The sequence below is a fragment of the Microcystis wesenbergii NRERC-220 genome (assembly GCF_032027425.1).
Classification (GTDB): Bacteria; Cyanobacteriota; Cyanobacteriia; order Cyanobacteriales; family Microcystaceae; genus Microcystis; species Microcystis wesenbergii_A.
In genome coordinates this window covers 1003848-1027435 of sequence record NZ_JAVSJA010000001.1, presented here as the reverse complement: position 1 = coordinate 1027435, position 23588 = coordinate 1003848, and the positions used below count along the sequence as shown (strand labels likewise).

Below are 23588 nucleotides of genomic sequence, written 5' to 3'. Positions count from 1 at the left end.
GGGGTGGTTAGATTTGTGTCATTAATTTTGCTTAGGTACTTAAGCTGGCAAAGAAGGGTATATCTGGCTGAAAAACCCCAGATGTCTGCAACTCCGACAAATCTAAGGTTTCAACAGTGGTAAAAAAGCGGATATTTGTTCGATTCCGTCTTGATTGGGAGAGAGAATAACCGTGGCGACTTCTGGAATTACCCCAGCTTGGAGACTTTGATAATCGGTAAGCTAAACGGCGCTTAACCTGCATGATCCAATAGCTATAACCCTTTTGGAGTCTATATCGGTGATCCGAAGTAAAAGCCGTTTAGCTTAACACCAGCATCGAGGAAAACTACGGTAGCGGTTAAACGCTGATTTCTCGCACTATTCACCTGATTAGCTTGAACAAAGCCATCAGATTGAGCGAAATTGCACAAAACATCGTCAACAGCAGGAAAGCTCGGCAACAGGGTAGAAGTCATGACATTCCCCGCAGAGGTTTATTGCTAACATTTTTAGCTCAACAATCCCCAATCTTTCAAGGGGGATATAACAAAAATTTACAGAAAACGGGTTTCTCAAAGAAAACGGGTTTTCTAAATAGTTTCTCGAAGAAACCCGTTTTCTAAAATCACAACTTAATCTAATTCATTTGCAGTTTGCAAAACCTCCTCATAAAGTTGATGACTGATGCGAAAATTTGCTTGGCTAATTAGAGACTCCATTATCGGTTTAACCTTAGCAATCAATCCTCTATTTTTAGCGATTAAAAGAACTCCTAGAACCCCCGTAATTGACAGCCCCAAACGCACAGCCTCCCTCCGTCCAAGACGCTCATCAATTAACAATTCATCTGCTTTTAATTCTAAGGCAAGAGCGATTGCTTCTGCTTCGCCAAGATCTAAATTATATTCATTCCTCAAACAAGCCACAAGTTCTAAATTAGTGGCTTGTTTAACCTGTATCCAGTTCAGAGAAATTATCGCTTTAATGCGGATATCTTCCTCAGTTAAATTGGCTAATTCATTGGCAACTGCTTGGGGAATAACAACATTAGTATAAATATCTTTTAAGATTGACAGATAACCAACAAGAGCAAGACTGCTGAGAGGAGAAGTATCGCTAATAATAATCATAGCCAACCTTTCTCTTTTAAATGCTTAATATCTTGCTGAAACTCAGCAACATCATAGTGAATACAAATTCCTCGTTCAGAAAGCATCCGTTGAAACTTGATTTGATTAATACCTAATAACTCACTTGCTTTTCCTAAGCTAATCTTATCTTGTTGAAATAACATAATAACAATCTCTTTTAACAGTTCATCCTCTGATAAACCACTTGCTTTAATCACTTCTTGGGAAATAACTAGACTCATATTTTCTTCGTATTTTGACAAGAATTATACAAATGTTATCCTATTTTTCGCCGCCTGTCAAGGTGAATTGGTGAGTAATTCCCACCCTACGGTAAGAAGCATTGTCTTTGACCTCACTTCAATCAACAAGCTATAATGACAATTTTAGCGGGTCATTGTGAGGGGGATACTTCCCGCGTTAACTTTTCTCTTTCAGCCAAAACCACCCGAAGCAATCTCACCGCTTGTGATGGCGAAGATGCGATCGCTAACGTCAAAGCTAGGCAGTTAAAGTATTTAACCAATTGATTAAATCTTCAACCGTAGAGAAGTCGAATAAAGCTTCTCCTAATGCTTCGACATCATCAATACTTAACTGCATGATTTTAGTTTCTAATGCAGGATTAATCTCCCCTAACTTGCGTTTAAGTTGGCGAATAATAAACGTCTTTTCGCGTTCGATACCTTGTTCAATACCCCGTTCAATACCTTGTTCGATACCCCGTTCAATACCTTGTTCGATACCTTGTTCAATACCTTGTTCAATACCTTGACGCATCCAACTGGTGGTAATTTGCATAACTCCCTCCTGTACGGGTTGACTAAATGTGCTAATCTCTTCTTGAAATTGTCTCTCTTCCACCGGATTTAGATTGAGATAAGTATCAATAAATCCAGAAATCAATTGCATTCTCGCCGCATCTAACCTTAAAGTGATTAACAAGCGCAGACATTCCGCTTTAACCTTAGCTCGCTCTTTCTCGGCAATGTTCATCTTAGCCATCAAAGCCGAAGCAACTGGATTCTGCTGATTGAGAAAATCTCGCCAATTTAATCGATTTAACTGCACTACCTGATAGTTAAATTCTAAGACTTTAAAATCGGGAAAATCGACCACATATTGACTAATCGCTTCTCTTTTTGGCTTTGAATAAGAAAAAATTACAATGGGATAAATCGGTAAGACAAATTTCTCATGAAAGCGAGCAAAATAAGTAAACATTCGCCGGTTAAACCACTGGCGGGAACTTTGCTGCGCCTCCAGATGAATCAGAAAGAAAGATTCTTTTCCTCGAAACTTAACCTGTGCGACTAAATCGCTTTCATGCTTTTCTCCTTCCGTGACATCGGTAAATACTTCTTTGTCTAAAAAAGTAATCGAGTCCCTATCTAAATAATCCATTACTTGAGGAAAAAATAAATCGATAAATTCGACAAAAAAGGTTGATATTAACTCCTTAAATAAGCGATCATGGTCAATATTATTAGTCATGTCATATCATCTTAACTAATCTGAGCGGTGAATGACTGCCAGAAAATAACAACTCTTTGATTCTAACAAGTTTAAGGTTACTTGACAAGACTTACTTAGAAAACGGGTTTCTTGAAGAAACCCGTTTTCTATTTTAGTTTCGCTTCTTTGCCGGGGAGATAGGAGAATAAATAAAAGCAATCTCCTGACTCCTGACGACCGACTCCTGATAACTGACTCCTGATAACTGATAACTGAAAACTTCCGCTAATCTTTAAATAAATTGCGAGAAACATACCAAGTAAAACCACCGCCGATAACTGCCATAACTGCTAAAGCTAATAATACCGGTCGGAGTCCGAATTGAGTTTCAGCGATACCCGCGACAGCTAAGGGTAAAGAGAGGGCAATATTAACGGCATTATTTTCTAAACCAAAGACTTTACCGCGCATTTCGGGGGGTGTATCTGCCTGTAGGGTAGTTTGCATGGGAACCCCGACTAAAGCGGCAAAAATCCCTAATAAAGCGGTCATAGCGAAGGCTAAAATTAAACTCTTTGTGGCTAGGGATAAACCGATTAAAGCTGCCGCCATACCCAGGGAACCCCAGAGACTTAATTGGGTGTGGGAGAATTTTTGGCCCCAATAACCCAAAGTAATGGCACTAACTGCCATTCCTGCACCACAGGAGGCTAATAAAAAGCCGAATTGAGAAGCTTTTAACCCGGGTAGTTTTTCAGCCATACTGACAGCTAATACTGATAGGGCAGCAAAAATACAGAATAAGATGACTAATTGAATCAGAGCGTTACGAACTTTATGATTTTTGTTGAGGTAACGAATGCCGTCGCGGATATCTTCCCAAACATGGGGCTGTTCTGCGGTAGGAATAACATATTTTTCGTTAGTTCGCAGGATAATTAGAATTAAACCGGCAATTATATAAAAAGCACCGACAATCATCACTTTGCCAATATCAAATTGTCCGGCTCTAGTGCCGAAAATGCTATCAGCAAAAGCTAATAGGGGTTCACCGATGGCAAAACCGATAATTAATACTGCCATGGTGGTTAAAGTGTTGAGGGAATTAGCGGGTAGAAGATGACGACGTTTTACCACTAATGGCAGGGTAGATTGTTCGGCGGGGGCAAAAAATTGGGTTAAGGTGGAGACAACAAAAGTAATGACTAACAACAGGAAAAAACCGAAGGGTAAGTTAAATTCTCCCTGTAACCGGTAATGCCAATTTCTTAAACCGTCAGGCAACCAACCGAGGGGAACCGCTAAAGTTTGCTCGCGCACTAACCACAATAATAGGGGAATGAGGAGGACAAAAGCCCCGCGTAAAAGGTTAGAAATAACTAAAACTTGTTTTTTTAACCATCTATCAACATATACACCCGCCACCGAACCCACTAACACCGCCGGAATTGTATTAGCAATCATTATCGCCGATACCCAGCCACTAATCGACTGATCGGCTTTTTGGTAATGGGTGGCAATTAGGGATATCATCAGGACTAAATAGAATTTATCCGCTAATTGGGAAAAAATTCCCCCCGCCCAGAGAATGAGAAAGCGCGGGTTTTTTAGCACTGGGGCAAAACCCTTACTAGGATTGGATTTGGGCGCACGTTTAGGCAAGCGGTTCATGGTTTCTGTGTCGGATTGCCTCGGTGAGGAATCGGAAGAATTAAAAACAGGTGTGGAAGAGTCGCTAGAATTAGCGTCGCTAGTTTCTGAGTCAAACAGTTGCATTATGATGATTTTTGCTATCTGTTTAAAATTCTAAGGGAGATAAACCCTCAACTAATGCCGAGGAGCGAAAAGTTTTTCCCAGATGATATTGAGTATAGCGGCGCAGCAGGCGATCGAGGTTAATCCAAGCTAGTTCTGAGGCAGGGTTTTCTGGTGGGGGAAAATCGGTTTTTCCTAAGCATTGCAGTAATTGCAGTTCTTGCAACGTCAGTTTACTATCGATTTTGGGCGGGTTGATTGTTTCTGTCAGGGCAGCTAGATCTATTATTCCCCCTGCCTCAAAACTAAATCCTAGGCAATTTTCCCCAATTAAAGCTTTTCCCGTCAACAGGCAGTTATGAACTTGCGGTACTAAGCCAGCAATTATTAAGAAATGAAAAATTGCTTGACAAAGGTAGGGAAGTATGTATTCATTTTCGTCGAGGACTTCAATTCTGGCCAGATGGCTGCAGATTAATTCGTATAATTCCCTCTGGGGTTGTTCGCTCAGGGCGATCGCCAAAACCAGTTCGCAGAGGTATTGGCTAACGGTGAGTTTGGCGAGATTTTGACTTAATTTGGGATAAGATTCGATAGTTTCGGCTTGAACGACCTTATCTAGGGATTTTCCTGCGACTATTAACAGATTATTGACCACAAATAGTTCACTTCTACCCCGGAGGGAAGATTTATACTTGCGCGCACCAGGGGCAATGGCTCTAATTAAACCATATTCGGCGGTCAAAATAGTTAAGATGCGATCGGCTTCTCCGAAGGCCATTCCTTGCAGATTGATTCCAGTAGCTTGATAGGTACGAGACATCATTTAATAATTAACTAGGGTCTGCGGCAAAAAGTTTTTCGTGGGGACAGGGTGTGGGGTGTGGGGTGTGGGGTGTAGGGTTTTACCGATTTTGAGGGGGTCAATTACCTAATTTTCAGGGAAAAAGTCCAGGAAATTTCCCCCCGATCACTCCCATATCTGGTACTTTTTGATTGACAAAAGGTCTAAAAGTCTTACCCAACAAGGTTTTTAGATTTTTTCAGCAAACCCTAGCTAATTGTCTCCCCAAAAAGAATTGAGCTAATCACCAGGCAAAAGGGAAACTATGGAGGTTAGCGGACTCGAACCGCTGACATCCTGCTTGCAAAGCAGGCGCTCTACCAACTGAGCTAAACCCCCGATCTGGTTTTTGAGACACTCTCGTTATTATAACCTATAGTGAAAAATATTACAAGTTAATTTTTCCCTTGCCTGCCATGTCTTATCTAGTCGCCACTTTTTACCAGTTTGTGGCTTTGTCAGATTATCGTCAAAAACAGCCAGAAATACAAAAATACTGCCAAGAAAGAGGAATTAAAGGAACTATTCTTCTGGCAGCCGAGGGGATTAATGCAACGATCGCAGGAAACCGTCAAGCGATCGCGGAGGTGATTAGTTGGTTAAAAACCGATACTCGTTTAGCTAATCTAGAGGTGAAAGAGTCTGTTTGTGATTATTTGCCCTTTCAACGCTTAAAAATTCGCTTAAAACAGGAAATTGTCACTTTTGGTCAACCCAAGGCTAATCCTCTCGAAAAAACAGGAATTCATCTCAAAACTGAACAGTGGAACCAATTACTGAAAGAGCCGGACGTGGTAGTTATCGATACTCGTAATAATTATGAAGTGGCGATCGGTACTTTTGCGGGAGCGCTTAACCCGGAAATCCAGCATTTTCGCCAATTTCCCGAGTATATTCAGGAAAATTTTGATAGTATTAACAATAAGAAAATAGCTCTTTTTTGTACGGGGGGAATTCGCTGTGAAAAGGCGGCAGCTTTTTTATTAAATCAAGGCTTTTCTCAAGTTTATCAGCTAGAGGGAGGTATTTTGAAATACTTAGAAGAAGTTAGTCCCGATCAGAGTCTTTGGCAAGGAGAATGTTTTGTTTTCGATCAAAGAGTGGCCCTAACAGCTAATTTAGAGGTAGGACATTATGAAATGTGTCCCGCTTGCGGTCATCCCATCGATGAAAAAGATCAACAATCCCCAAATTACCGAGCGGGAATATCTTGTCCCTATTGTAGTTAATTTTATCCTATCGTCCCGCTCTCATCTCCCTACTTTTCTAGGTTCTGGTTACTTTTTTTTGCGGATTTGTGTACCGGAAATCATGTCATGAAGGGTGCGTTTTTTCTTTGTCCAGGCTGCCAGTAAAAAGCCCAAATATAAGGGAGCAGTGGAGAGAAATTTTAGTAAGTAGCGGCGATTGGCTCTCGCAAAAGATATGCGTCGGCCTTGGCTATCGGTGACGGATAAATCAAAAAACATTTTACCAATAGTGGCTTTAAAAAGATATTCTAAGAAAACGTAATATAACCATTTAATAACTATTCCTAAACCGAGGGCGCTAAGAATGGCAATATGCTCGTGAGTAAAGTTGATTTTGGCTTGAATATTATAGATAATTGCCGCTATAAATAAAGCAAAACCGATAATTGTTGTTCCAGCTGCACTTAATCCCGCGGCATAGTAAACCCAGATTTCTTTGGGAATATCAAAATTAAGATTTAAATCTTGAAAAGTTGACCATTTTTGTAAGCGAAAACAGATATAACCACCTAATAAAGCGGCGAGAATAAGAACGATAAAAAAATCAATTAAAGAGGCTTTTAACCGGAGCCAAAAACCAGCATAACTGGGAGAAATTGCAGCGATTAAAGAAATAAGTGCAGGATTGGGAATAGGAATAATTCTAGGTTTTTCAGGAGAAGAATTTTTAGTTTTTTTAGTTTGATGGAGATTAGCTTTAATATCAGTAATAATTTTTAGCAAAGTTTTGGTATCTTTAGGTCGATCAATAGGTTTTTCTGCCATTAAATTATCGATAAAATCTGCTAATCGAGAAGGGATTTTTGGGGCATATTTACGCCAGTTAAATTCATTGGTATTAATATTATAAATTTTCGGGTCACTGGGTTCTTTACCGGTTAACAAAAAGACGAAAGTTTTGCCCAAAGCATAAAAGTCTGATTGGGGGACAGAGTGACCGAGAGATTGTTCGGGAGGAGCATATCCGGGGGTATAAATTCCCGTATTTTTACCTCCTGCTAGGACGGTTTTAGTGACTTGTCGCGCTGCCCCAAAATCAATTAAAACTAATTGACCATTGGGTTTTAAGATAATATTAGAGGGTTTGATGTCGCGATGATAGAATTTATGTTTATGAACTTCGTGGAGAATATTAGCTAACTGAGTTAACCAATCCAAAGCGAGATGATAATCAATCGGTTTAAATCCTCTTTGTTTTTGATATTCTTCTAAGTCAATACCAGCAATTTTCTCCATGACTAAACAGTGTAAAGCAGTTTGACTCTCCCGGGGATGATAAATAAAATAGTTTTCTCCTTTGGGAATACCGGGGTGATTTAATTGTTTTAAAAGATTGGCTTCCTGTTGAAATAAATCAATAGCTTTGCTGGAATCGTAGGTAAGAACTTTTAATACTTTGGGTATTTTACGTTCATCTATCACTTCATAGGTATTACCAAATCCACCTTTGGCACTCAATAAATTTGTGACTCGATATTTACCATTTAAAAGCAAGTCGGAACCACAGGATTGACAGTAACGACTCTCCTTGATACTTTTCGGTTTAGGACAATGAGGATTAATGCAAAAACTCATGGATTTTATTGGTAGAGTACAAAATAAACTTGATGATTAAAATATCCACTGATATATTTAAGGTTTATTGCCAAGAAAAAAGCCGCGCAATCCCAAAGTGACCACGGCACTTAAAAAAGCCACAACCATGGGGATAATCAGAGATTTAAACCCTTTCAAGTCAGCAATATCTTTAACTAGGATTGCATAACTATCCTCGACTTTTTCCAGTCGTTTATCCATCGCTTCGACTTTCTGATCAAGAGTTTTAATATCTCCTTTGATTTCTGTGACTTCCACCTTTAAATCATTAACATCTTTTTGGAGAGTGTCAAATTTTTGATTAACATCTTTTTGGAGACTGTCAAATTTGTGATCCATATCTCTTTGGAGATTGTCGATTTTCTGATTAACATCTCTTTGGAGGGTGTCGATTTTACTCTCGATCCTTGTCAGGACAGATTCGAGAGAATAGGTAACGGTTTCGCTAGTTTGTGTCATAATTAAAAACCTCTTGCAAATAACTACTTTCTTGACATAAAAAATTAAGGTTTGTTGCCAAGAAAAAAGCCGTGCAATCCTAAAGTGACCACAGCACTTAAAAAAGCCACAACCATCGGGATAATCAGGGATTTAAACCCTTTTAAGTCAGCAATATCTTTAACTAGGATTGCATAACTATCCTCGACTTTTTCCAGTCGTTTATCGATACCTGCGACTTTTTCAGTCAGAGTTTTAATCTCTCCCTTTATTTCTGTGGGTTCCACTTTTAAATCATTAACATCTTTTTGGAGAGTGTCAAATTTTTGATCCACATCTTTTTGGAGAGTATCAAATTTTTGATCCACATCTTTTTGGAGAGTGTCAAATTTTTGATCCACATCTTTTTGGAAGGTTTCAAATTTTTGATTAACATCTCTCTGGAAGGAATCTATTTTCTGATCCACATCTCTGTGGAAAGAGTCGATTTTCTGATCTACATCCCTCTGGAGAGTATCAAATTTTTGATTAACATCCCTTTGAAAATTGTCGATTTTACCCTCGATCCTTGTCAGGACGGATTCCAGCGAATAGGTAACGGTTTCACCAGTTTGAGTCATCGGTTAAAATCCTTAGCTACAAGTCGATCGCTAATTGCCTACTCTCATCTTAACCAAATTCTTAAATATTACTGAAATCGTCTAAAACTGACTGAAAGTGTTGGCTAATTTATCAGCAATTCCCTCGATCCAAATTTCATCTTGTTTAGTATAACTGCGCGGCGCATTTGCCGCCAAAATTAACACCCCTTCCTTACCGATGGGTTGACAGATTAAGCCTTGGGTGTTTTCTGGCAAATAGTCAAACTCGATTTTAGCGGGATATAAATTTAAATTAACTAAATAAACTGCTTTACCGGTTTCTAAAACTCTTTTGATAATATTACTAACTTTAACTTCAGAATTCTGGCTTAAGATACCGCGACGTAATAAAACCTGTCCCTGATAATAAACGATCAGAGATTTTGTGGCGGTGTTAGTTAAAAGTAAATGGGAAGCCCAGGCAAGCTCAATTTTAACCGGTTCTGGCAAATCTGTGGCAAATTCCAGGCCTTCGCGCCCGATTAATTCCACAGCATCCGGTAAGCGGGGTTGAACTCTTTGCCAGATTAAACCCACCAAAATTAAAACCCCACTCAAAATCACTCCCATCACATCGGAACGCGCTTGCGATGGGGTTAAATCGGCAGTGGCAAAACGATTAAACATTAATACCGTACCCCCGACGATGCCGGCGAACAGGGGTAACAGTCTTAAAATACGATCGGGATCAGCTGGTGCCATAGCTGAGAACTATTCCTCGTCTGGTTCTAGAATACGTTGAAAAAGATAGCCTGTACCTCTAGCGGTGAGAATTAACTCAGGATTGCTGGGATCATCCTCTAATTTGGCTCGTAAACGGGAAATATGTACATCTACCACCCGCGTATCCACATGACGTTCGGGGGTATAACCCCAAACTTCCTGAAGGATTTCCGAGCGGGAAAAAGCTTCTCCCGAGCGACTGACCAATAATTCTAGTAAACTAAATTCCATACCGGTCAGACGGATGCGTTCATCTCCCTTATAAACTTGGCGTTTATTGGTATCGATTTTAATTGAACCGATATGAATCACACCGGAACTAGGAATCCCTGGAGCGCCATTTTTCTCTACCCGACGCAACACCGAACGAATCCGCGCCTCGAGTTCTTTGGGAGAAAAAGGTTTAACTACATAGTCATCCGCCCCCAATTCTAGCCCAGTAATTCGATCAGCCACATCCCCCAAAGCGGTTAACATAATGATAGGAATATCCGATTCTTTGCGGAGTTCCTGACAGACACCGTAACCGTCTAATTTCGGCATCATCACATCCAAAACCACTAAATCGGGTTCGGCGGTGCGGAAGGTTTCTAAAGCTTCCTCGCCGTCGGCGGCGGTGACGACTTCATAACCAATCATCGACAAACGAGTCTCTAAGATACGACGGATGCTGGCTTCATCATCAACAACGAGAATTTTTTCCTTCTGGTTCTCCAACTGAATTAACACTCCTTAGTTAAATAGTGTGATGAATTTTAAAGTTAAATAACGAGCGTTCCTGTTTATAGAATATCCTTTGGCCGTTATCATTAAGCCTAAATTTCCTATTTTATTTCTTTTATGGCAATTATCAATAACTTTATGGTCTTCCTTCCCCTTTATCATACTTAACTAAATTTGACAAGAGAATTAATCCCCAAACCGCTTTTCTTCAACTTTTCTTAAAAAACATGGCGAAATCGCGAACAATATATATCTGTAGTGCTTGTGGGGCGGAATCTCCCCAATGGTTAGGAAAATGCCCCAGTTGTGACACCTACGGGACGCTAGAAGAACAAGTGGTGGCTGGTGGCAATAATCCGGCGGTAAATCGCCCAGGATGGCAAAATAGTCGCCCAAATAACGGCAAAGGGGAACGCAACCCCCAACCGCGCATCTCGGTGCGCTTCTCGGAAATTACCCAGTATGAACAGGAACGTTTTCCCTCTGGTTACGGGGAATTCGATCGCGTTCTCGGTGGCGGCATCGTCCCGGGTTCTCTTGTACTAATCGGCGGCGATCCGGGCATCGGCAAATCGACGCTTTTACTGCAAGTTACCAACCAACTCGCCCAAAGATTACCGCGCATCCTCTACGTTTCCGCCGAAGAATCGGGACAACAGATTAAACTGCGGGCTGCCCGTTTGGGGGTGGGAGTGGTTGCCGTGGAGTCGGAAAATAATGGCAATGGCAAGGAGAAAAAAGCCTCCGAATCAACCGCAGAACTCGATAATCATCTCTATGTTCTGCCAGAGACCGATTTAGAGGAAATTTTGCGAGAATTAGAATCTTTACGCCCACAGGTGGCGGTAATTGACAGTATTCAAACTCTTTATTTTGGGGCCTTAACTTCCGCACCGGGATCTGTCGCCCAAGTTCGCGAATGTACCTCCGCCTTGATGCAGGTGGCAAAACGGGAGAATATTACTTTATTAATTGTCGGTCATGTGACTAAAGAAGGGGCGATCGCTGGTCCGCGAGTTTTGGAACATTTGGTCGATACGGTGTTATATTTTGAAGGCGATCGCTATGCCTCCCATCGTCTCTTAAGATCCGTGAAAAACCGTTTTGGGGCAACCCATGAGATCGGTATTTTCGAGATGGTGGACCACGGTTTGGTGGAAGTGGAAAACCCCTCAGAATTATTTTTAGGCAATCGCGACGAATTTTCCCCGGGTACGGCGACGGTGGTAGCCTGTGAAGGTACACGCCCGATTGTGGTGGAGTTACAGGCATTAGTTAGCCCCACCAGCTACGCTTCCCCCCGAAGATCGACCACGGGCATAGAATACAACCGATTACAGCAAATTCTCGCCGTTTTAGAAAAGCGCGTCGGCATTCCTTTATCGAAATTAGATGCCTATGTTGCCTCCGCAGGAGGGTTGGGAGTGGAAGAACCGGCGGCGGATCTGGGAGTTGCGATCGCTGTTGTCGCCAGTTTTCGCGATCGAGTCGTCGATCCGCGCACAGTCTTAATCGGGGAAGTGGGATTAGGCGGACAAGTGCGCTTAGTGTCGCAAATGGAACTAAGATTAAAAGAAGCGGCTAAATTGGGCTTTAAACGGGCAATTGTCCCTAGAGGTCAAGTTTATCCCGAAGATGTGGGCTTAGAAATTGTTCCAGTCGGCAAGGTAATCGAGGCAATTGTCGCCGCAATCCCCCCCCAGCAGCGCTTTGGGGAAGATATAGAAGACGAGGAAGGGGAAGGGCAAGAATAACGGTACAATGCTAAAAAAGATTAAATTACTTGGGAGATTTTCACCATGTCTGTGTTAGCTGTTGCTGCTTTGGCGGGTTATCTGATCGTTTTTACCGGAATTGCCCTCGGTCTCTTTTTCGGTCTGCGCGCCGCTAAAATTATCTAGTATATAAACAGTAAAAAAGCTTTAGTGATCGGTTTAACTGGTCACTATTGCCAATTCTAGGGGAGATAAAAAATGACTGTTATTCTAGACTTAAAAACTCTCTACGAAATTGATGATTCTCTCTGGTTAGAAGAAACTATCGAACTGCTCAAGGCTAAAAATTTTGAAGCGCTAGACTTAGAAAACTTGATCGAGGAGTTAGAAGACTTGGGAAACGAGAAAAAGTTTCGTGTTGCTAGTTTTTTACAGCAAATTATTAGACATTGTTTATTATTACAATTTTGGACAAGTGAAAGAGAATATAATCAGGCTCATTGGCGTTCAGAAATTATCAATTTTAAAGATGAACTTAATACTTATTTGACGACTAATTTAAGAAATTATCTAGAACATAATTTGGCAACTATTTATGAAAAAGCCCTTCGCTATCTTCGTCAAAAAACCGATAATAAAGTCAACTTTCCTGATACTTGTCCCTACAGTTTAGAAGAACTGCTCGCTCCTAATTGGCTACCACCTTACAAATAAAGGAGATAAAAAATGACTGTTATTCCCGACTTAAAAACTCTCTACGAAATTGATGATTCTCTCTGGTTAGAAGAAACCATTGAACTGCTCAAGGCGAAAAAATTTGACGCTTTAGATTTAGAAAACTTGATCGAGGAGTTAGAAGACTTGGGAAACGAGAAAAAGTTTCGTGTTGCTAGTTTTTTACAGCAAATTATTAGACATTGTTTATTATTACAATTTTGGACAAGTGAAAGAAAATATAATCAAGCTCATTGGCAAGCAGAGATAGTCAGTTTTCAATATCAGTTAAAGCGCTATTTAACTACAAATCTTCGTAAATATCTAGAACAGGAATTTGAGCAAATTTACTTTGAGTCCGTGCGATATGTTCGTCAAAAAACTGATAATAAAGTCAACTTTCCTGATATTTGTCCCTACAGTTTAGAAGAACTTCTCGATCCTAATTGGCTACCACCTTACGAATAAAGGAGATGATAATGACTGTTATTCCCGACTTAAAAACTCTCTACGAAATTGATGATTCCCTCTGGTTAGAAGCAACCATAGAACTATTGAAGAATAAAAGATATGAAGCTTTAGATTTAGAAAACTTAATCGAGGAGTTAGAAGACTTGGGAAACGAAAAAAGGTTTCGTGTTGCCAGTTTATTAGAGCAAATTATTCGTCATGCTTTGTTACTGCAATTTTGGACAGAGAAAAGAGCATATAATCAGGATCACTGGGAGTTAGAAATAGTCAACTTTCAAATTCAGCTAAAAAGATACTTAACCACCAATCTCCGTAATTATTTACAAAATGAATTAACTAACATTTATGAAGATGCAGTTTTCTTTGTCAGAAAAAAGACTAAAAATCAAGTCAACTTTCCCGATACTTGTCCCTACAGTTTAGAAGAACTTCTCGATCCCAATTGGCTACCACCTTATGAATAAAGGAGATGATAATGACTGTTATTCCCGACTTAAAAACTCTCTACGAAATTGATGATTCTCTCTGGTTAGAAGAAACTATCGAACTCTTAAAAGCGAAGAGATTTGACGCTTTAGATTTAGATAATTTAATCGAGGAGTTAGAAGATTTGGGAAACGAAAAAAAGTTTCGTGTTGCTAGTTTTTTACAGCAAATTATTCGTCATGCTTTGTTACTGCAATTTTGGACAAGGGAAAGAGAATATAATCAAAGTCATTGGGAATCAGAACTGGTAAATTTTCAAGATCAATTAAATACCTACCTAACGGCAAGTTTACGGAAATATTTAGAACAAGAATTTGATAATATTTATCAGAAGGCAACCCGTTATGTGAGAAAAAAGACAAAAAATCAAGTTATTTTTCCCGATACTTGTCCCTACAGTTTAGAAGAACTTCTCGATCCCAATTGGCTACCACCTTATGAATAAAGGAGATGATAATGACTGTTATTCCCGACTTAAAAACTCTCTACGAAATTGATGATTCTCTCTGGTTAGAAGAAACTATAGAGCTGCTCAAGGCTAAAAATTTTGACGCTTTAGATTTAGACAATTTAATCGAGGAGTTAGAAGATTTGGGAAACGAAAAAAAGTTTCGTGTTGCTAGTTTATTAGAGCAAATTATTAGACATTGTTTACTGCTACAATTTTGGACAGTCAAGAGAAAATATAATCGTAGTCATTGGCGTTCAGAAATCGTCAATTTCAAAAACCAGATCGACACTTATTTAACTACTAATCTCCGCAATTATCTCACTAAAGAATTACCTCGTATTTACCAGAAAGCCTTAAATTATGTTAGAGAAAAAACCGATAATCAAGTTAGTTTTCTTGGGCAATGTCCCTACAGTTTAGAAAATCTCCTTGATCTCGATTGGTTTCCTCCAGAAAATGAATAAAGGAAAAAACGAAATGCTGAAAAAGTTTCTACGTTGGCTGATTATTGGGGGAACCTTATTTTTTGTTCTCAGTAACCTTAAAAATAACTGGGATAACGTCACCTCAGTTAGAATTGAAAATCATGGCTGGTTATTTCTTTTCTTGGCACTTGTAACCACCGTTATCGCTCAAATTTGGGCAGGATGGGTGTGGACATGGATACTCAAAAGCTATCAACAACCGATTAAAACCTCCGCAGGAATTGGCATCTATATGATTACCAATTTAGGAAAATATCTACCCGGTAATATCGGTCACTTTTATGCTCGCATCGTGGCAATTAATAAAGCAGGAAGTGATTGGGGAACCGCTAGTTTAAGCGTTTTATTAGAACTTTTATTGCTGGTATGTGCAGCCTTAGCCATAGCAGTTATTGGTAGTGGTTTAGGTTGGATGAAATCTAGCTCAAGTCTAGGGATACAGATATTAGTTTTAGGATTAATTTTAATCGGCATTCATCCCAAATTTTTAAATTATCCTCTGAAAATCCTTAGCCAAAAGAAAAAGATTGCTCAAGAACCGGTTTATCTAACTAAATATCCTCTTGTACCTCTCCTGGGTGAAACTGGATTTTTATTGTGGCGCGGTGCGGGTTTTATTTTAGCTTGGATGGTATTAAAAATGATTACCCCCGCTCAGATTTTACCCCTCTTAGGAACCTTTAGTTTTGCTTGGTTATTGGGTTTAGTTGTCCCCGGAGCGCCGGGGGGATTAGGAGTTTTTGAAGCTACAGTGATCGCACTTTTAGACACAGAAAAATTTCCCGCCGCTAACGTACTTGTCACCGTTGCTATCTATCGTTTAATTAGCATTCTCTCCGAAGTCATTGCCGCCGGAATCGGGACAAAATTAGTTAAAGATAAAGCCAAGTTTTTGGGTTAGCTTAAGGATATTAGTCGGGTGTGTTAGCCCAATGTAACGCACCCAGAAGAAAAGTTTTGATCATTGTTAACCGAAGATAATTTTCTCAACTCCTAACATCTATCTCCTCACTCCTAAATTCTGATGTAACATAGGATCAATAATCAGCAAAAATATGGATACTCCCACCTAGAGAGGCCGAAAAAATGACGATTGCCAAAAGCGACGAAACTGCCACCTCTCCGGCACTGATAGAAGAAGATTTCGAGGACTTCTGGGAACCCACCCCACCCCCCACAGACTTAATTTTTGATGATGGTGAACCCTTGGCAAGCAACCGACACCGCATTGCCATGAATGTCTTGATTCGCTCCCTACACCAGGGTTACGGCGAACGAGACGACTTCTACACCGGTGGCAATATGTTTATTTATTTCAGCCGTGAACAAGCCAAAAATCGCGATTTTCGCGGGCCCGATTTCTTCGCTGTCCTCAATGTCGATGGCAAGAGAGAGCGACAGGGTTGGGTAATTTGGGAAGAAGAGGGACGTTATCCTGACGTTATCGTGGAATTAACCTCTCCTAGTACCGCCAAGACCGATAAAGTGCGAAAAAAGGCAATTTATGAGGGAACCTTCCGCACACCAGATTATTTCATCTACGATCCTTTTGATGCCAATTCTTTACAAGGATGGCATTTAGGGTCTGACCAACGCTACCATTCTTTAGAACGAAACGAGCGCGGCTGGTTATGGTGTGAAACTTTAGGCTATTGGTTGGGGACTTGGGAGGGGACTATTGACCGAGAAACGGCAATTTGGGCGAGATTTTATGACCCGGAAGGCAATTTAATCCCCTTGCCGGAAGAAGCGGCCCAGGAGCAAGCGGCTGCGGCCCAGGAGCAAGCAGCTGCAGCCCAGGAGCAGGCAGCCGCAGCACAGGAGCAATTAAATGTTACTCAGCAAGCTCTGGAAGCGGAAAGACAGCGTTCTCAACAGATGGCGGCTCGTTTGCGAGAAATGGGGATAGAGCTATAGTATAGCTGTATTTGTTTAGGTGAGGAGGTAAACTGCTCCTGTTCCTCCTCGTTCAAAGTCGGTTAATTTCTCCTTTCACAGTTGAGGGAGCCTGCAATCCCAGTGTATTTGAAATCTAGCTCGACACCTGTTTGCTGCTGTGATTACCTTTTGGCCAGTGGGTAATTATTGATCAGAGTTTTCTTTTATTCTTCCTTAAACAGTAAACAGTAAACAGTAAACAATGAACTGAAAACTAAAATCTGATACCTGTCTCGGAGTCTCAACTAGGAAATTTATTTGGCACGACTACTTGTATGTCTAATCTATCTTTGGGCGCACAACCCCCCCTCGAATTTATCCCCCCTGACCTTAATCCCTTGCTTTTAAAGGGATGTCAAATCTTTTTACCTCTCTGGTTACAAACTAAAACCAATTTAAGAGAAATTTCCGCCGCCAATCTAGAAACTTTAATCACATTTTATCAAAAAAGTCAAGAGAAAAAAGTCCGTTTACTGCTTGCTTTTCGTCATCCCAGTATTAACGATCCCTACTGTATGGCCTATCTTTTGTGGAAATTAGTACCCAAAAAAGCCCAAGAGTTAGGAATAAAATTACCAGCACCGATTCACGCTCATTTTATGTACGATCGAGGTATTCCTTTATGGGCTGGAGAAAGGGTAGGATGGTTATATTCTAAGTTAGGTGGCACACCAATTCAACGGGGAAAAGCCGATTTAATCGGATTGCGTTCGGCTCGTCGTTTATTATTAGAAGGAGATTATCCTTTAGCCGCTGCTCCAGAAGGGGCAACTAACGGACATAATGAGCTTGTCAGTGCTATTGAGCCGGGTATTTCTCAATTGGCTTTTTGGGGTGTGGATGATGTCAGAAAAGCTAAACAACAGCAGGAAGTAATTATTTTACCTATTGGTATTCAGTATTTTTATCTGACTCCAGTGTGGCAAGAAATCGAGCAAATTTTAACTAATTTAGAAACCGATAGCGGTTTACAACCAATCCCGAATTCATCCCTAGAAGAAAAGGTTTTATACGAGCGTCTTTTTCGGTTAGGAGAAAGATTATTATCCTTAATGGAGGATTTTTATCGAGATTTCTACTATCAATCTTTGCCGGTAGTGCCTGCCAATGGTGATGATCCGAACGAAACCCTAGCCAAACGTTTAGCCAATTTATTAGATGTGGCCTTACAAACCGTAGAAAAGTATTTTAATGTTTCTCCTAATGGTAATGTGATCGATCGCTGTCGTCGTTTAGAACAAGCAGGATGGGAACGCATTTATCGCCAAGAATTAAAACCCACTCATTCTATTTCTCCCCTTGAATTAGGATTAGCTGATCGCCTGGCCGATGAAGCTAATTTAAAAATGTGGCACATGAGAATTGTCGAAAGTTTCGTGTCAGTAACCGGTTATTATGTAAAAGAAAACCCCACCGTAGAAAGATTCGCAGAGACAATTTTATTGCTCTGGGATTTAGTGACAAGAATTAAGGGAGGTAATCCCTTTTTCCGTCCCCAAATTGGTCAACAAAAAGCGATAATAACTATCGGTAAGCCTATTTGCGTATCCGAGCGCTATGGCGATTATAAAAGCGATCGACGCTCGGCCGTAGCACAATTAACCCAAGATTTACAAACCAGTTTAGAAAGTTTAATTATTCATCAGTAGATAATTAGGGTTTACTGAAAAAGTCTGTTGGTGGAGTCAGTTATCAGTTATCAGTTATCAGTTCACTGAGAAAACCCCCCACTCCCCTAGGGTTAATTCATAGTAGGGTTAATTCATAGTAGGGTTAATTCATAGTAGGGTTGATTCATGAATCAACCCTACCCACTCCCCACTTCCCACTTCCCCGGGAAAAACTTTTTCACCTAGCTCTAGTATAGGAGATAGTACGGGAATCTGGAAAAACTCAATACCGAAAACCCTACCCCAGTCAGAGAATCTTTTATCTATCCTAAAAGTGTAGAGATAAATCAAAATCTCTAGCGTCAAGAAAACTGCGGAGGTGAATTATATGGCACTTATACGTTGGGAACCTTTCAGAGAAGTAGAAAGCCTACAAAAAGAAATGAATCGCTTGTTTGACCGTCTTGTGCCGACTGATGTAGGCAATGGCGAAAAAATGGGGTTATCCTTCATCCCAGCGGCGGAAATTACCGAAACGCCAGAGGCAGTTCAGCTTAAACTGGAAATACCTGGTATGGAAGCCAAAGACCTCAACGTGGAAGTAACAGCCGATAGTCTGACCATTAATGGTGAAAGAAAATCGGAAATTAAAACCGAAGAGGAAGGATTTACCCGCACTGAATTCCGTTATGGTAAATTCCATCGGGTTATTCCTCTACCGGTCCGGGTTGATAACACTAACGTGATCGCTGAATACAAAGATGGCATTCTCAATCTCACCCTCCCGAAAGCGGAAGAAGAAAAAAATAAAGTGGTGAAAGTGTCCATCAGTCCTGCCATTGCTCAATAAGGTAGCACTCATTGTCTGGTCTTAAGCGAAAAGGCTAACCTAGTCTGATTAAACCGAAGCGGGAGTATGAAACTATACTTCCGCTTTTAACTTCTTAACCTTTTAATTTAAAACTTCTAACACTGCTTGGGGTGATAATTTATCTTTAAACCAGATAACCTGAGCGGGTAGATTTTGAAATTTAACTCCAGCTTTTTCTAGATTTAACCGTTCCGATACGGCTAAAATTAGATTATTTGCTTGGGCCGATTTAACCTGTAAAAATTTCTTTTGTAGGTATTCTGGTCGCCAATAACCAACAATTTCGAGGAGAAAAACGCGACCATCGGGATGTACTAAACGGAAGTCGGGAATCATCACTCCTCCGGGTAAAGGCACTAAATCCACTTCCCTTTCTAACTGCCATTCAGTTTTTAACTGTAACCAACGTTTAGCGAAAGATTCCTCTAACATACTATCGTAGGGTTTACCTGGGGAATAGTGGGACACCAGACCACAGTTATCCTCTAAATTGAACTGTTGTTTTTTAATAGTTCCTGTATAGGAATCTTTGTACTGTAATTGTGCCTTCAGATTCCAGTGAGTAACATGGAGTAAGGCAGGAATTAATTTAGCGATTTCAATGCCATAACGACTGTTAGCTTTAAATAAACTGGTGGGACCATCGATAGTAATAGTGAATCCCGTGTCGGCATCCCCTTCGATATAAGTCATTAAACGAAATAGTTTTAGATAGCGAAAGAGATATTTATATTCCCCCGGATCGTTGCGGTGGACGTTGATGATTAAATAACTGGCCCGATAAAAAATACCTTGAATTTGCGAGAGGTTAAAACGATAAATTAGGTTTTCGGGGGTGGGAGCATCAAATTGAGTCAGAATTTTATTCTCTGCTAAATCAGCATAGAGTCCTTTTTCTAGAGCCACTGGAAAAATTTCTTGATTTAATTCTTGGCTGAGTTGCTGGGCAATTGTTTGAAGAATTAGCGATCGATTTTGGGGAATAGGAACAAACTTGGCCGCTTGTTCAAAAACTCTTTTTCTTAATTCCTGCGGTTCTAAGGGACTAATAATCTCAAAGGTGGCAAAATGATTGGTTAATAGGTGAGCAAATCCCCGTTTAATTTTATAATCGGGACTGTCTCCCTCCAAGATTAGGAGTTTTTGGCTTAATTCTCCCTTAGTTTGACCGATACTTTCCTGAAAACAGGTGATTTGTTCTTTAGCGATCGCCAGATAATCGGCAGCGATCGGTAAGCGTTTGGGAATAATTGTCTCGCCATTTTGACGGGAAATCAATAAATCGGTCGGCAACATGGCAAGCTAGAGAAGAATAATCAGATGGGGAAAGGTGGAACGACAAGGAAAGGTCGAAACCCCAAAAATCCCCCGCTTCTAACTATTTTGGTCGAGATAACGCTCTAAATCCTCGATCACACGGGTTAATTCTGCTTCTGTGGTTAAGCGTAGGCGATCATCGCGAACCGTTAACAAAACTTTAGCAGAAAAAGGACTCGGATAAATATTGGGATTACAAAACACTTCCAGAAACACATCACCAGTGTGCTGATATTCCAGCGGTTTTTGGGGTTGGGGTTTACCCCCACTAGAGGCATTACTGGCGATCGCTTTTAGGCGATCAAGTAAAATATTAATTTCCCTTTGCAAATCTAGGGCAGCACTGGGACTGAAACGAAAAGTAACGGAACCTTGCAAGAGATTAAGAGTTAAAGGAATCATGGAAAAATTTGGTCTGAAACCCCGCCGTTTTAGGTTGGCTTTACTGTTAAATAGTAGCACATTGACACGATATATGCTAGAATGAGAGCAGAGCTTACGCAAATATCAGTCTAACACAGAACAAAATCAGCCTCATTTAAGTGGAAGCAAGTGTAGAGTTTTAACTCAGATTTAAAGGTTAACATCCTTGATTAAACCTCTTGCATAATTAATTTTCGAGGGTTCAAAAACGGCAAAAATAAGGATTAAATTGCCTAAAATATGTTCAAGATACCATTTAATTAATTATTATTCATTCTTAATTATCCTGACTACTGACTACTGGCTACTGACTACTAACCCTAACAACAATTTTTGATTTTTACCAGAGGTCTATACTTTTAACTCTTTTTCTAACTATCTCTGGTAATTCGATAATCATTATTATCTCCTATTAACCCGAATAGCAATTATCTAAAATCCTTATTCATCCCCTAAATAAGCTTCAATCACCGCGGGATTCTCCCTGACTGTGGACGGATCTCCCAAAGCGATTAACTTACCGAAATCTAACACGGCAATGCGATCGCATAATCCCATCACTAAAGGCACATGATGTTCGATTAACAGGACAGTTAAATCCTCTGAATTATCACGAATTTGTCGAATTAGCTGACTTAATGCCCCCTTTTCGCTGGGATTCATCCCGGCTGCCGGTTCATCGAGCAGTAATAACTGGGGTTGCAAAGCTAAAGCGCGGGCAATTTCCAAGCGTCTTTGATCACCATATGCTAAATTACGGGCTTTCCGATTGCTTTGGTCGGTTAATCCGACTAAATCTAATAATTCCCCCGCTCTTTTGTAGGTTTTTTCCTCTTCCCTTCTCGAAACTGGTAAACCCAACATTCCTGTCCAGAGATTGGAGCTATTGTGAAGATGACCAGCGATCGCTACATTTTCTAAAGCCGATAATTCGCCAAATAAGCGCAAATTCTGGAAAGTACGGGCAATTCCTGCCTGAGCGATCTGGTGAGGACGATAATTCGCCAGACTGTAGCCTTGATAAATTAAATCACCACTCGATAGGGGAATTAAACCGGTGATCAGATTAAATAAAGTCGTTTTTCCCGCCCCGTTGGGTCCAATTAAGCCAAAAATCTCCTTTTTTTGTACCTGAAAGGAAACCCCATCGACAGCGACTAATCCCCCAAATCGACGGGTGGCTCCCCGCACTTCTAATAAATTTGCTTGCATCCTTGTTAATAGGTTAAATTAGTCGATTTTACTCGATCAAGACGATTGCAAGTAAGCATTGCACCGACCAACCAAAAAAAGATATTTCTCAGGAGATTTACCCTGAAAGAATCAGTTGTAGAGATTTATCGGGCAATTATTTTGATCAGGAAATATTCTACACAATCCCCACCAGATAAGCAAGACGGCTCACCACTACTAGCGAATCACTACCCATAACGAAAAACTGCCATAATTGCAGAAATGTCCTCATCTAGCCAAAAGGCGATCGCTATTGATGAAAAATGACGCTAAAATTATCGATCTCGTCATCCGGCTGTTTTTTCTCGGCCTGTTGTTATTTGCCGGTTTTACCCTGCTGCGTCCCTTCCTAACCATGATCCTCTGGGGAGCAATTCTAGCGATCGCTTGGTATCCGATCTTTCTCTGGTTAAAAAAGCTGCTCGCTGGCCGGGCGAAACTGGCCACAGTTCTCCTCACCCTACTTTGTCTAGGGATTATTATCGGTCCGGTGAGTGGCATTGCAGCGGTTCTGGCGGGTAATCTGCGAACGATGGCCGAATATATCGATACCGGTGCGGCGGTGATTCCCCCTCCCCCCGCCGATGTGGCCACCTGGCCGCTGGTCGGCGAAAGGATTGCCAGTCTCTGGCAGCAGGCATCAAATAACACGGGTCAATTTCTTCAGCGCTTCGAGCCGCAATTAAAAGAACTGGGGAAAATCTCCCTTTCCCTAGCCACCAGTACCGGTCTGACGGTGCTGAAATTTATCGCCTCGATTCTGATTGCGGCAGCCCTCACCCTCTCGGCTAAAAATCTGACTCACCTGATGAACCGGTTAGCGGAAAAGATCGCCCCGGGTCGAGGCATCGCGCTGGCCAGTCTGACCGCCTCCACCGTCCGCAATGTTAGCCGCGGTATTATTGGCGTTGCCATTATCCAGAGTCTTTTGATCGGCATCGGTTTAGTGACGGTGGGAACGCCTGCGGCCGGTTTATTAACTCTCCTCACCCTAATTTTGGGCATTCTCCAAATTGGCCCCGGTTTGATTGTCTTGGGGGCGCTCATTCACGCTTGGGTAACACTACCCCATTCCACCGCCCTATTATTTACCATCTGGATGATTCCCGCCACCTTGGTGGATAATTTCCTCAAACCGATCTTAATGGGGCGCGGTCTGCCCATTCCCATGGTGGTGATTCTGCTAGGGGTGTTCGGGGGAGTGATCGCCTACGGGATTATCGGTTTGTTCGTCGGACCGGTTCTGCTCGGTCTCTGCTACGAGTTAGTCAGGGCTTGGATTGGCGAGGATAGCCCCGAACCAGTGGCCAATAGCCATGATCAGTCAGTCTAAAGGC

Annotated in this window: 27 protein-coding genes, 1 tRNA gene and 1 pseudogene; 14 read left to right on the top strand and 15 right to left on the bottom strand. The window is 41.1% G+C overall.

The features are described 5' to 3' along the window. Positions 1–39: 39 nt before the first annotated feature. From RAM70_RS05125 to RAM70_RS05115, 3 genes and pseudogenes are all read right to left on the bottom strand, one after another. A pseudogene (locus tag RAM70_RS05125) lies at positions 40–458 on the bottom strand (DUF4347 domain-containing protein). Between the two features lie 156 nt (positions 459–614). Next, a complete protein-coding gene (locus RAM70_RS05120) occupies positions 615–1112 on the bottom strand; it encodes a PIN domain-containing protein (RefSeq protein WP_103111397.1) in 498 nt (165 codons plus the stop codon). Continuing rightward, positions 1109–1354, bottom strand: a complete 246-nt coding sequence (locus RAM70_RS05115; protein WP_312672593.1) for a UPF0175 family protein — start codon at positions 1352–1354, stop codon at positions 1109–1111. Before RAM70_RS05115 ends, RAM70_RS05120 begins: the two co-directional genes overlap by 4 nt. Before the next feature lie 135 nt (positions 1355–1489). Here RAM70_RS05115 and RAM70_RS05110 point away from each other — a divergent pair, with 135 nt between their 5' ends. Further along, complete coding sequence (locus tag RAM70_RS05110) at positions 1490–1642, top strand: hypothetical protein (RefSeq protein WP_190381644.1); 153 nt, start codon at positions 1490–1492, stop codon at positions 1640–1642. On the opposite strand, the gene RAM70_RS05105 is transcribed toward RAM70_RS05110, so the two are convergent. The 4 genes from RAM70_RS05105 to RAM70_RS05090 form a co-directional block, all read right to left on the bottom strand. Next, positions 1614–2606, bottom strand: coding sequence for a DUF4351 domain-containing protein (locus tag RAM70_RS05105; protein WP_312672590.1), 993 nt, complete (start codon positions 2604–2606; stop codon positions 1614–1616). The two genes, RAM70_RS05110 and RAM70_RS05105, sit on opposite strands and share 29 nt — an antisense overlap. Before the next feature lie 246 nt (positions 2607–2852). After that, positions 2853–4343 carry an MFS transporter gene (locus RAM70_RS05100; protein ID WP_312672588.1) on the bottom strand — a complete coding sequence of 497 codons (1491 nt, stop codon included), beginning with the start codon at positions 4341–4343 and terminating at the stop codon, positions 2853–2855. 22 nt (positions 4344–4365) lie between these two features. Further along, entirely contained in the window at positions 4366–5148 is a 783-nt protein-coding gene (gene recO, locus RAM70_RS05095; protein WP_312672586.1) for a DNA repair protein RecO, read from the bottom strand. Between the two features lie 284 nt (positions 5149–5432). Continuing rightward, positions 5433–5505, bottom strand: a tRNA-Ala gene (locus RAM70_RS05090). A gap of 77 nt (positions 5506–5582) precedes the next feature. Here RAM70_RS05090 and trhO point away from each other — a divergent pair. Next, on the top strand, positions 5583–6395 hold the full coding sequence (gene trhO / locus RAM70_RS05085) for an oxygen-dependent tRNA uridine(34) hydroxylase TrhO (RefSeq protein ID WP_312672584.1): 813 nt from the start codon (positions 5583–5585) through the stop codon (positions 6393–6395). Between the two features lie 48 nt (positions 6396–6443). Here the strand turns inward: trhO and RAM70_RS05080 are convergent, their stop codons facing one another. The 5 genes from RAM70_RS05080 to rpaB all read right to left on the bottom strand — a co-directional run bounded on the left by RAM70_RS05080 (position 6444) and on the right by rpaB (position 10531). Continuing rightward, positions 6444–7991 (bottom strand): protein kinase domain-containing protein, encoded by a 1548-nt coding sequence (locus RAM70_RS05080; protein WP_312672582.1) that lies wholly within the window; start codon positions 7989–7991, stop codon positions 6444–6446. Between the two features lie 57 nt (positions 7992–8048). Further along, positions 8049–8471: a shikimate 5-dehydrogenase gene (locus RAM70_RS05075; RefSeq protein ID WP_045361681.1), complete on the bottom strand. Its 423-nt coding sequence runs from the start codon at positions 8469–8471 to the stop codon at positions 8049–8051. 44 nt (positions 8472–8515) lie between these two features. Next, the gene (locus tag RAM70_RS05070; protein WP_045361678.1) at positions 8516–9070 is read right to left on the bottom strand and encodes a lipolpp family protein; all 555 of its coding nucleotides are present in this window, start codon (positions 9068–9070) and stop codon (positions 8516–8518) included. A gap of 81 nt (positions 9071–9151) precedes the next feature. Continuing rightward, entirely contained in the window at positions 9152–9793 is a 642-nt protein-coding gene (locus tag RAM70_RS05065) for a cofactor assembly of complex C subunit B (protein WP_312672580.1), read from the bottom strand. A gap of 9 nt (positions 9794–9802) precedes the next feature. Beyond that, complete coding sequence (gene rpaB, locus RAM70_RS05060; RefSeq protein ID WP_002781934.1) at positions 9803–10531, bottom strand: response regulator transcription factor RpaB; 729 nt, start codon at positions 10529–10531, stop codon at positions 9803–9805. 233 nt (positions 10532–10764) lie between these two features. On the opposite strand from rpaB, the gene radA reads away from it, so the two are divergent. The 11 genes from radA (at position 10765) to RAM70_RS05005 (ending at position 19257) form a co-directional block, all read left to right on the top strand. After that, positions 10765–12291 (top strand): DNA repair protein RadA, encoded by a 1527-nt coding sequence (gene radA, locus RAM70_RS05055; protein ID WP_190381107.1) that lies wholly within the window; start codon positions 10765–10767, stop codon positions 12289–12291. 45 nt (positions 12292–12336) lie between these two features. After that, positions 12337–12438 (top strand): cytochrome b6-f complex subunit PetL, encoded by a 102-nt coding sequence (gene petL, locus RAM70_RS05050; RefSeq protein ID WP_002791324.1) that lies wholly within the window; start codon positions 12337–12339, stop codon positions 12436–12438. A gap of 72 nt (positions 12439–12510) precedes the next feature. Further along, on the top strand, positions 12511–12966 hold the full coding sequence (locus tag RAM70_RS05045; RefSeq protein ID WP_150975675.1) for a DUF29 domain-containing protein: 456 nt from the start codon (positions 12511–12513) through the stop codon (positions 12964–12966). Positions 12967–12978: 12 nt separating this feature from the next. Continuing rightward, complete coding sequence (locus RAM70_RS05040; RefSeq protein ID WP_002796852.1) at positions 12979–13434, top strand: DUF29 domain-containing protein; 456 nt, start codon at positions 12979–12981, stop codon at positions 13432–13434. Between the two features lie 11 nt (positions 13435–13445). Beyond that, positions 13446–13901 (top strand): DUF29 domain-containing protein, encoded by a 456-nt coding sequence (locus RAM70_RS05035; RefSeq protein ID WP_045361665.1) that lies wholly within the window; start codon positions 13446–13448, stop codon positions 13899–13901. An 11-nt stretch (positions 13902–13912) separates the two neighbouring features. Continuing rightward, positions 13913–14368 (top strand): DUF29 domain-containing protein, encoded by a 456-nt coding sequence (locus RAM70_RS05030; RefSeq protein WP_288016684.1) that lies wholly within the window; start codon positions 13913–13915, stop codon positions 14366–14368. Between the two features lie 11 nt (positions 14369–14379). Beyond that, complete coding sequence (locus tag RAM70_RS05025) at positions 14380–14838, top strand: DUF29 domain-containing protein (RefSeq protein ID WP_045361660.1); 459 nt, start codon at positions 14380–14382, stop codon at positions 14836–14838. Further along, complete coding sequence (locus RAM70_RS05020; RefSeq protein WP_045361657.1) at positions 14831–15760, top strand: lysylphosphatidylglycerol synthase transmembrane domain-containing protein; 930 nt, start codon at positions 14831–14833, stop codon at positions 15758–15760. Before RAM70_RS05025 ends, RAM70_RS05020 begins: the two co-directional genes overlap by 8 nt. Positions 15761–15945: 185 nt before the next feature. Next, complete coding sequence (locus RAM70_RS05015) at positions 15946–16776, top strand: Uma2 family endonuclease (RefSeq protein WP_190381708.1); 831 nt, start codon at positions 15946–15948, stop codon at positions 16774–16776. Between the two features lie 296 nt (positions 16777–17072). Further along, positions 17073–18446, top strand: coding sequence for a 1-acyl-sn-glycerol-3-phosphate acyltransferase (locus tag RAM70_RS05010; RefSeq protein WP_045361653.1), 1374 nt, complete (start codon positions 17073–17075; stop codon positions 18444–18446). Between the two features lie 349 nt (positions 18447–18795). Next, entirely contained in the window at positions 18796–19257 is a 462-nt protein-coding gene (locus RAM70_RS05005; RefSeq protein WP_045361650.1) for an Hsp20/alpha crystallin family protein, read from the top strand. 102 nt (positions 19258–19359) lie between these two features. Here the strand turns inward: RAM70_RS05005 and RAM70_RS05000 are convergent, their stop codons facing one another. The 3 genes from RAM70_RS05000 to RAM70_RS04990 all read right to left on the bottom strand — a co-directional run bounded on the left by RAM70_RS05000 (position 19360) and on the right by RAM70_RS04990 (position 22230). Beyond that, a complete protein-coding gene (locus tag RAM70_RS05000; protein ID WP_190381040.1) occupies positions 19360–20574 on the bottom strand; it encodes a DUF790 family protein in 1215 nt (404 codons plus the stop codon). Positions 20575–20652: 78 nt separating this feature from the next. Then, a complete protein-coding gene (locus tag RAM70_RS04995) occupies positions 20653–20997 on the bottom strand; it encodes a hypothetical protein (protein WP_061430783.1) in 345 nt (114 codons plus the stop codon). Positions 20998–21459: 462 nt separating this feature from the next. Continuing rightward, complete coding sequence (locus RAM70_RS04990) at positions 21460–22230, bottom strand: ABC transporter ATP-binding protein (RefSeq protein ID WP_287998855.1); 771 nt, start codon at positions 22228–22230, stop codon at positions 21460–21462. 277 nt (positions 22231–22507) lie between these two features. Here RAM70_RS04990 and RAM70_RS04985 point away from each other — a divergent pair, with 277 nt between their 5' ends. Then, positions 22508–23584, top strand: a complete 1077-nt coding sequence (locus RAM70_RS04985; protein WP_045361639.1) for an AI-2E family transporter — start codon at positions 22508–22510, stop codon at positions 23582–23584. Positions 23585–23588 lie beyond the last annotated feature (4 nt).

What these genes read in the sequence shown, in the direction of transcription:
- RAM70_RS05080 (WP_312672582.1), bottom strand. Translation starts at nt 7,991, where the DNA reads ATGAGTTTTTGCATTAATCCTCATTGTCCTAAACCGAAAAGTATCAAG.
- RAM70_RS05105 (WP_312672590.1), bottom strand. Translation starts at nt 2,606, where the DNA reads ATGACTAATAATATTGACCATGATCGCTTATTTAAGGAGTTAATATCA.
- RAM70_RS05035 (WP_045361665.1), top strand. Translation starts at nt 13,446, where the DNA reads ATGACTGTTATTCCCGACTTAAAAACTCTCTACGAAATTGATGATTCC.
- RAM70_RS05100 (WP_312672588.1), bottom strand. Translation starts at nt 4,343, where the DNA reads ATGCAACTGTTTGACTCAGAAACTAGCGACGCTAATTCTAGCGACTCT.
- RAM70_RS05040 (WP_002796852.1), top strand. Translation starts at nt 12,979, where the DNA reads ATGACTGTTATTCCCGACTTAAAAACTCTCTACGAAATTGATGATTCT.
- RAM70_RS04985 (WP_045361639.1), top strand. Translation starts at nt 22,508, where the DNA reads ATGAAAAATGACGCTAAAATTATCGATCTCGTCATCCGGCTGTTTTTT.
- RAM70_RS05110 (WP_190381644.1), top strand. Translation starts at nt 1,490, where the DNA reads ATGACAATTTTAGCGGGTCATTGTGAGGGGGATACTTCCCGCGTTAAC.
- recO (WP_312672586.1), bottom strand. Translation starts at nt 5,148, where the DNA reads ATGATGTCTCGTACCTATCAAGCTACTGGAATCAATCTGCAAGGAATG.
- RAM70_RS05010 (WP_045361653.1), top strand. Translation starts at nt 17,073, where the DNA reads ATGTCTAATCTATCTTTGGGCGCACAACCCCCCCTCGAATTTATCCCC.
- RAM70_RS05005 (WP_045361650.1), top strand. Translation starts at nt 18,796, where the DNA reads ATGGCACTTATACGTTGGGAACCTTTCAGAGAAGTAGAAAGCCTACAA.
- RAM70_RS05120 (WP_103111397.1), bottom strand. Translation starts at nt 1,112, where the DNA reads ATGATTATTATTAGCGATACTTCTCCTCTCAGCAGTCTTGCTCTTGTT.
- RAM70_RS05115 (WP_312672593.1), bottom strand. Translation starts at nt 1,354, where the DNA reads ATGAGTCTAGTTATTTCCCAAGAAGTGATTAAAGCAAGTGGTTTATCA.
- RAM70_RS05075 (WP_045361681.1), bottom strand. Translation starts at nt 8,471, where the DNA reads ATGACACAAACTAGCGAAACCGTTACCTATTCTCTCGAATCTGTCCTG.
- trhO (WP_312672584.1), top strand. Translation starts at nt 5,583, where the DNA reads ATGTCTTATCTAGTCGCCACTTTTTACCAGTTTGTGGCTTTGTCAGAT.
- radA (WP_190381107.1), top strand. Translation starts at nt 10,765, where the DNA reads ATGGCGAAATCGCGAACAATATATATCTGTAGTGCTTGTGGGGCGGAA.
- RAM70_RS05065 (WP_312672580.1), bottom strand. Translation starts at nt 9,793, where the DNA reads ATGGCACCAGCTGATCCCGATCGTATTTTAAGACTGTTACCCCTGTTC.
- RAM70_RS04990 (WP_287998855.1), bottom strand. Translation starts at nt 22,230, where the DNA reads ATGCAAGCAAATTTATTAGAAGTGCGGGGAGCCACCCGTCGATTTGGG.
- RAM70_RS05020 (WP_045361657.1), top strand. Translation starts at nt 14,831, where the DNA reads ATGAATAAAGGAAAAAACGAAATGCTGAAAAAGTTTCTACGTTGGCTG.
- RAM70_RS05000 (WP_190381040.1), bottom strand. Translation starts at nt 20,574, where the DNA reads ATGTTGCCGACCGATTTATTGATTTCCCGTCAAAATGGCGAGACAATT.
- RAM70_RS05045 (WP_150975675.1), top strand. Translation starts at nt 12,511, where the DNA reads ATGACTGTTATTCTAGACTTAAAAACTCTCTACGAAATTGATGATTCT.
- petL (WP_002791324.1), top strand. Translation starts at nt 12,337, where the DNA reads ATGTCTGTGTTAGCTGTTGCTGCTTTGGCGGGTTATCTGATCGTTTTT.
- RAM70_RS04995 (WP_061430783.1), bottom strand. Translation starts at nt 20,997, where the DNA reads ATGATTCCTTTAACTCTTAATCTCTTGCAAGGTTCCGTTACTTTTCGT.
- RAM70_RS05070 (WP_045361678.1), bottom strand. Translation starts at nt 9,070, where the DNA reads ATGACTCAAACTGGTGAAACCGTTACCTATTCGCTGGAATCCGTCCTG.
- RAM70_RS05015 (WP_190381708.1), top strand. Translation starts at nt 15,946, where the DNA reads ATGACGATTGCCAAAAGCGACGAAACTGCCACCTCTCCGGCACTGATA.
- RAM70_RS05025 (WP_045361660.1), top strand. Translation starts at nt 14,380, where the DNA reads ATGACTGTTATTCCCGACTTAAAAACTCTCTACGAAATTGATGATTCT.
- RAM70_RS05030 (WP_288016684.1), top strand. Translation starts at nt 13,913, where the DNA reads ATGACTGTTATTCCCGACTTAAAAACTCTCTACGAAATTGATGATTCT.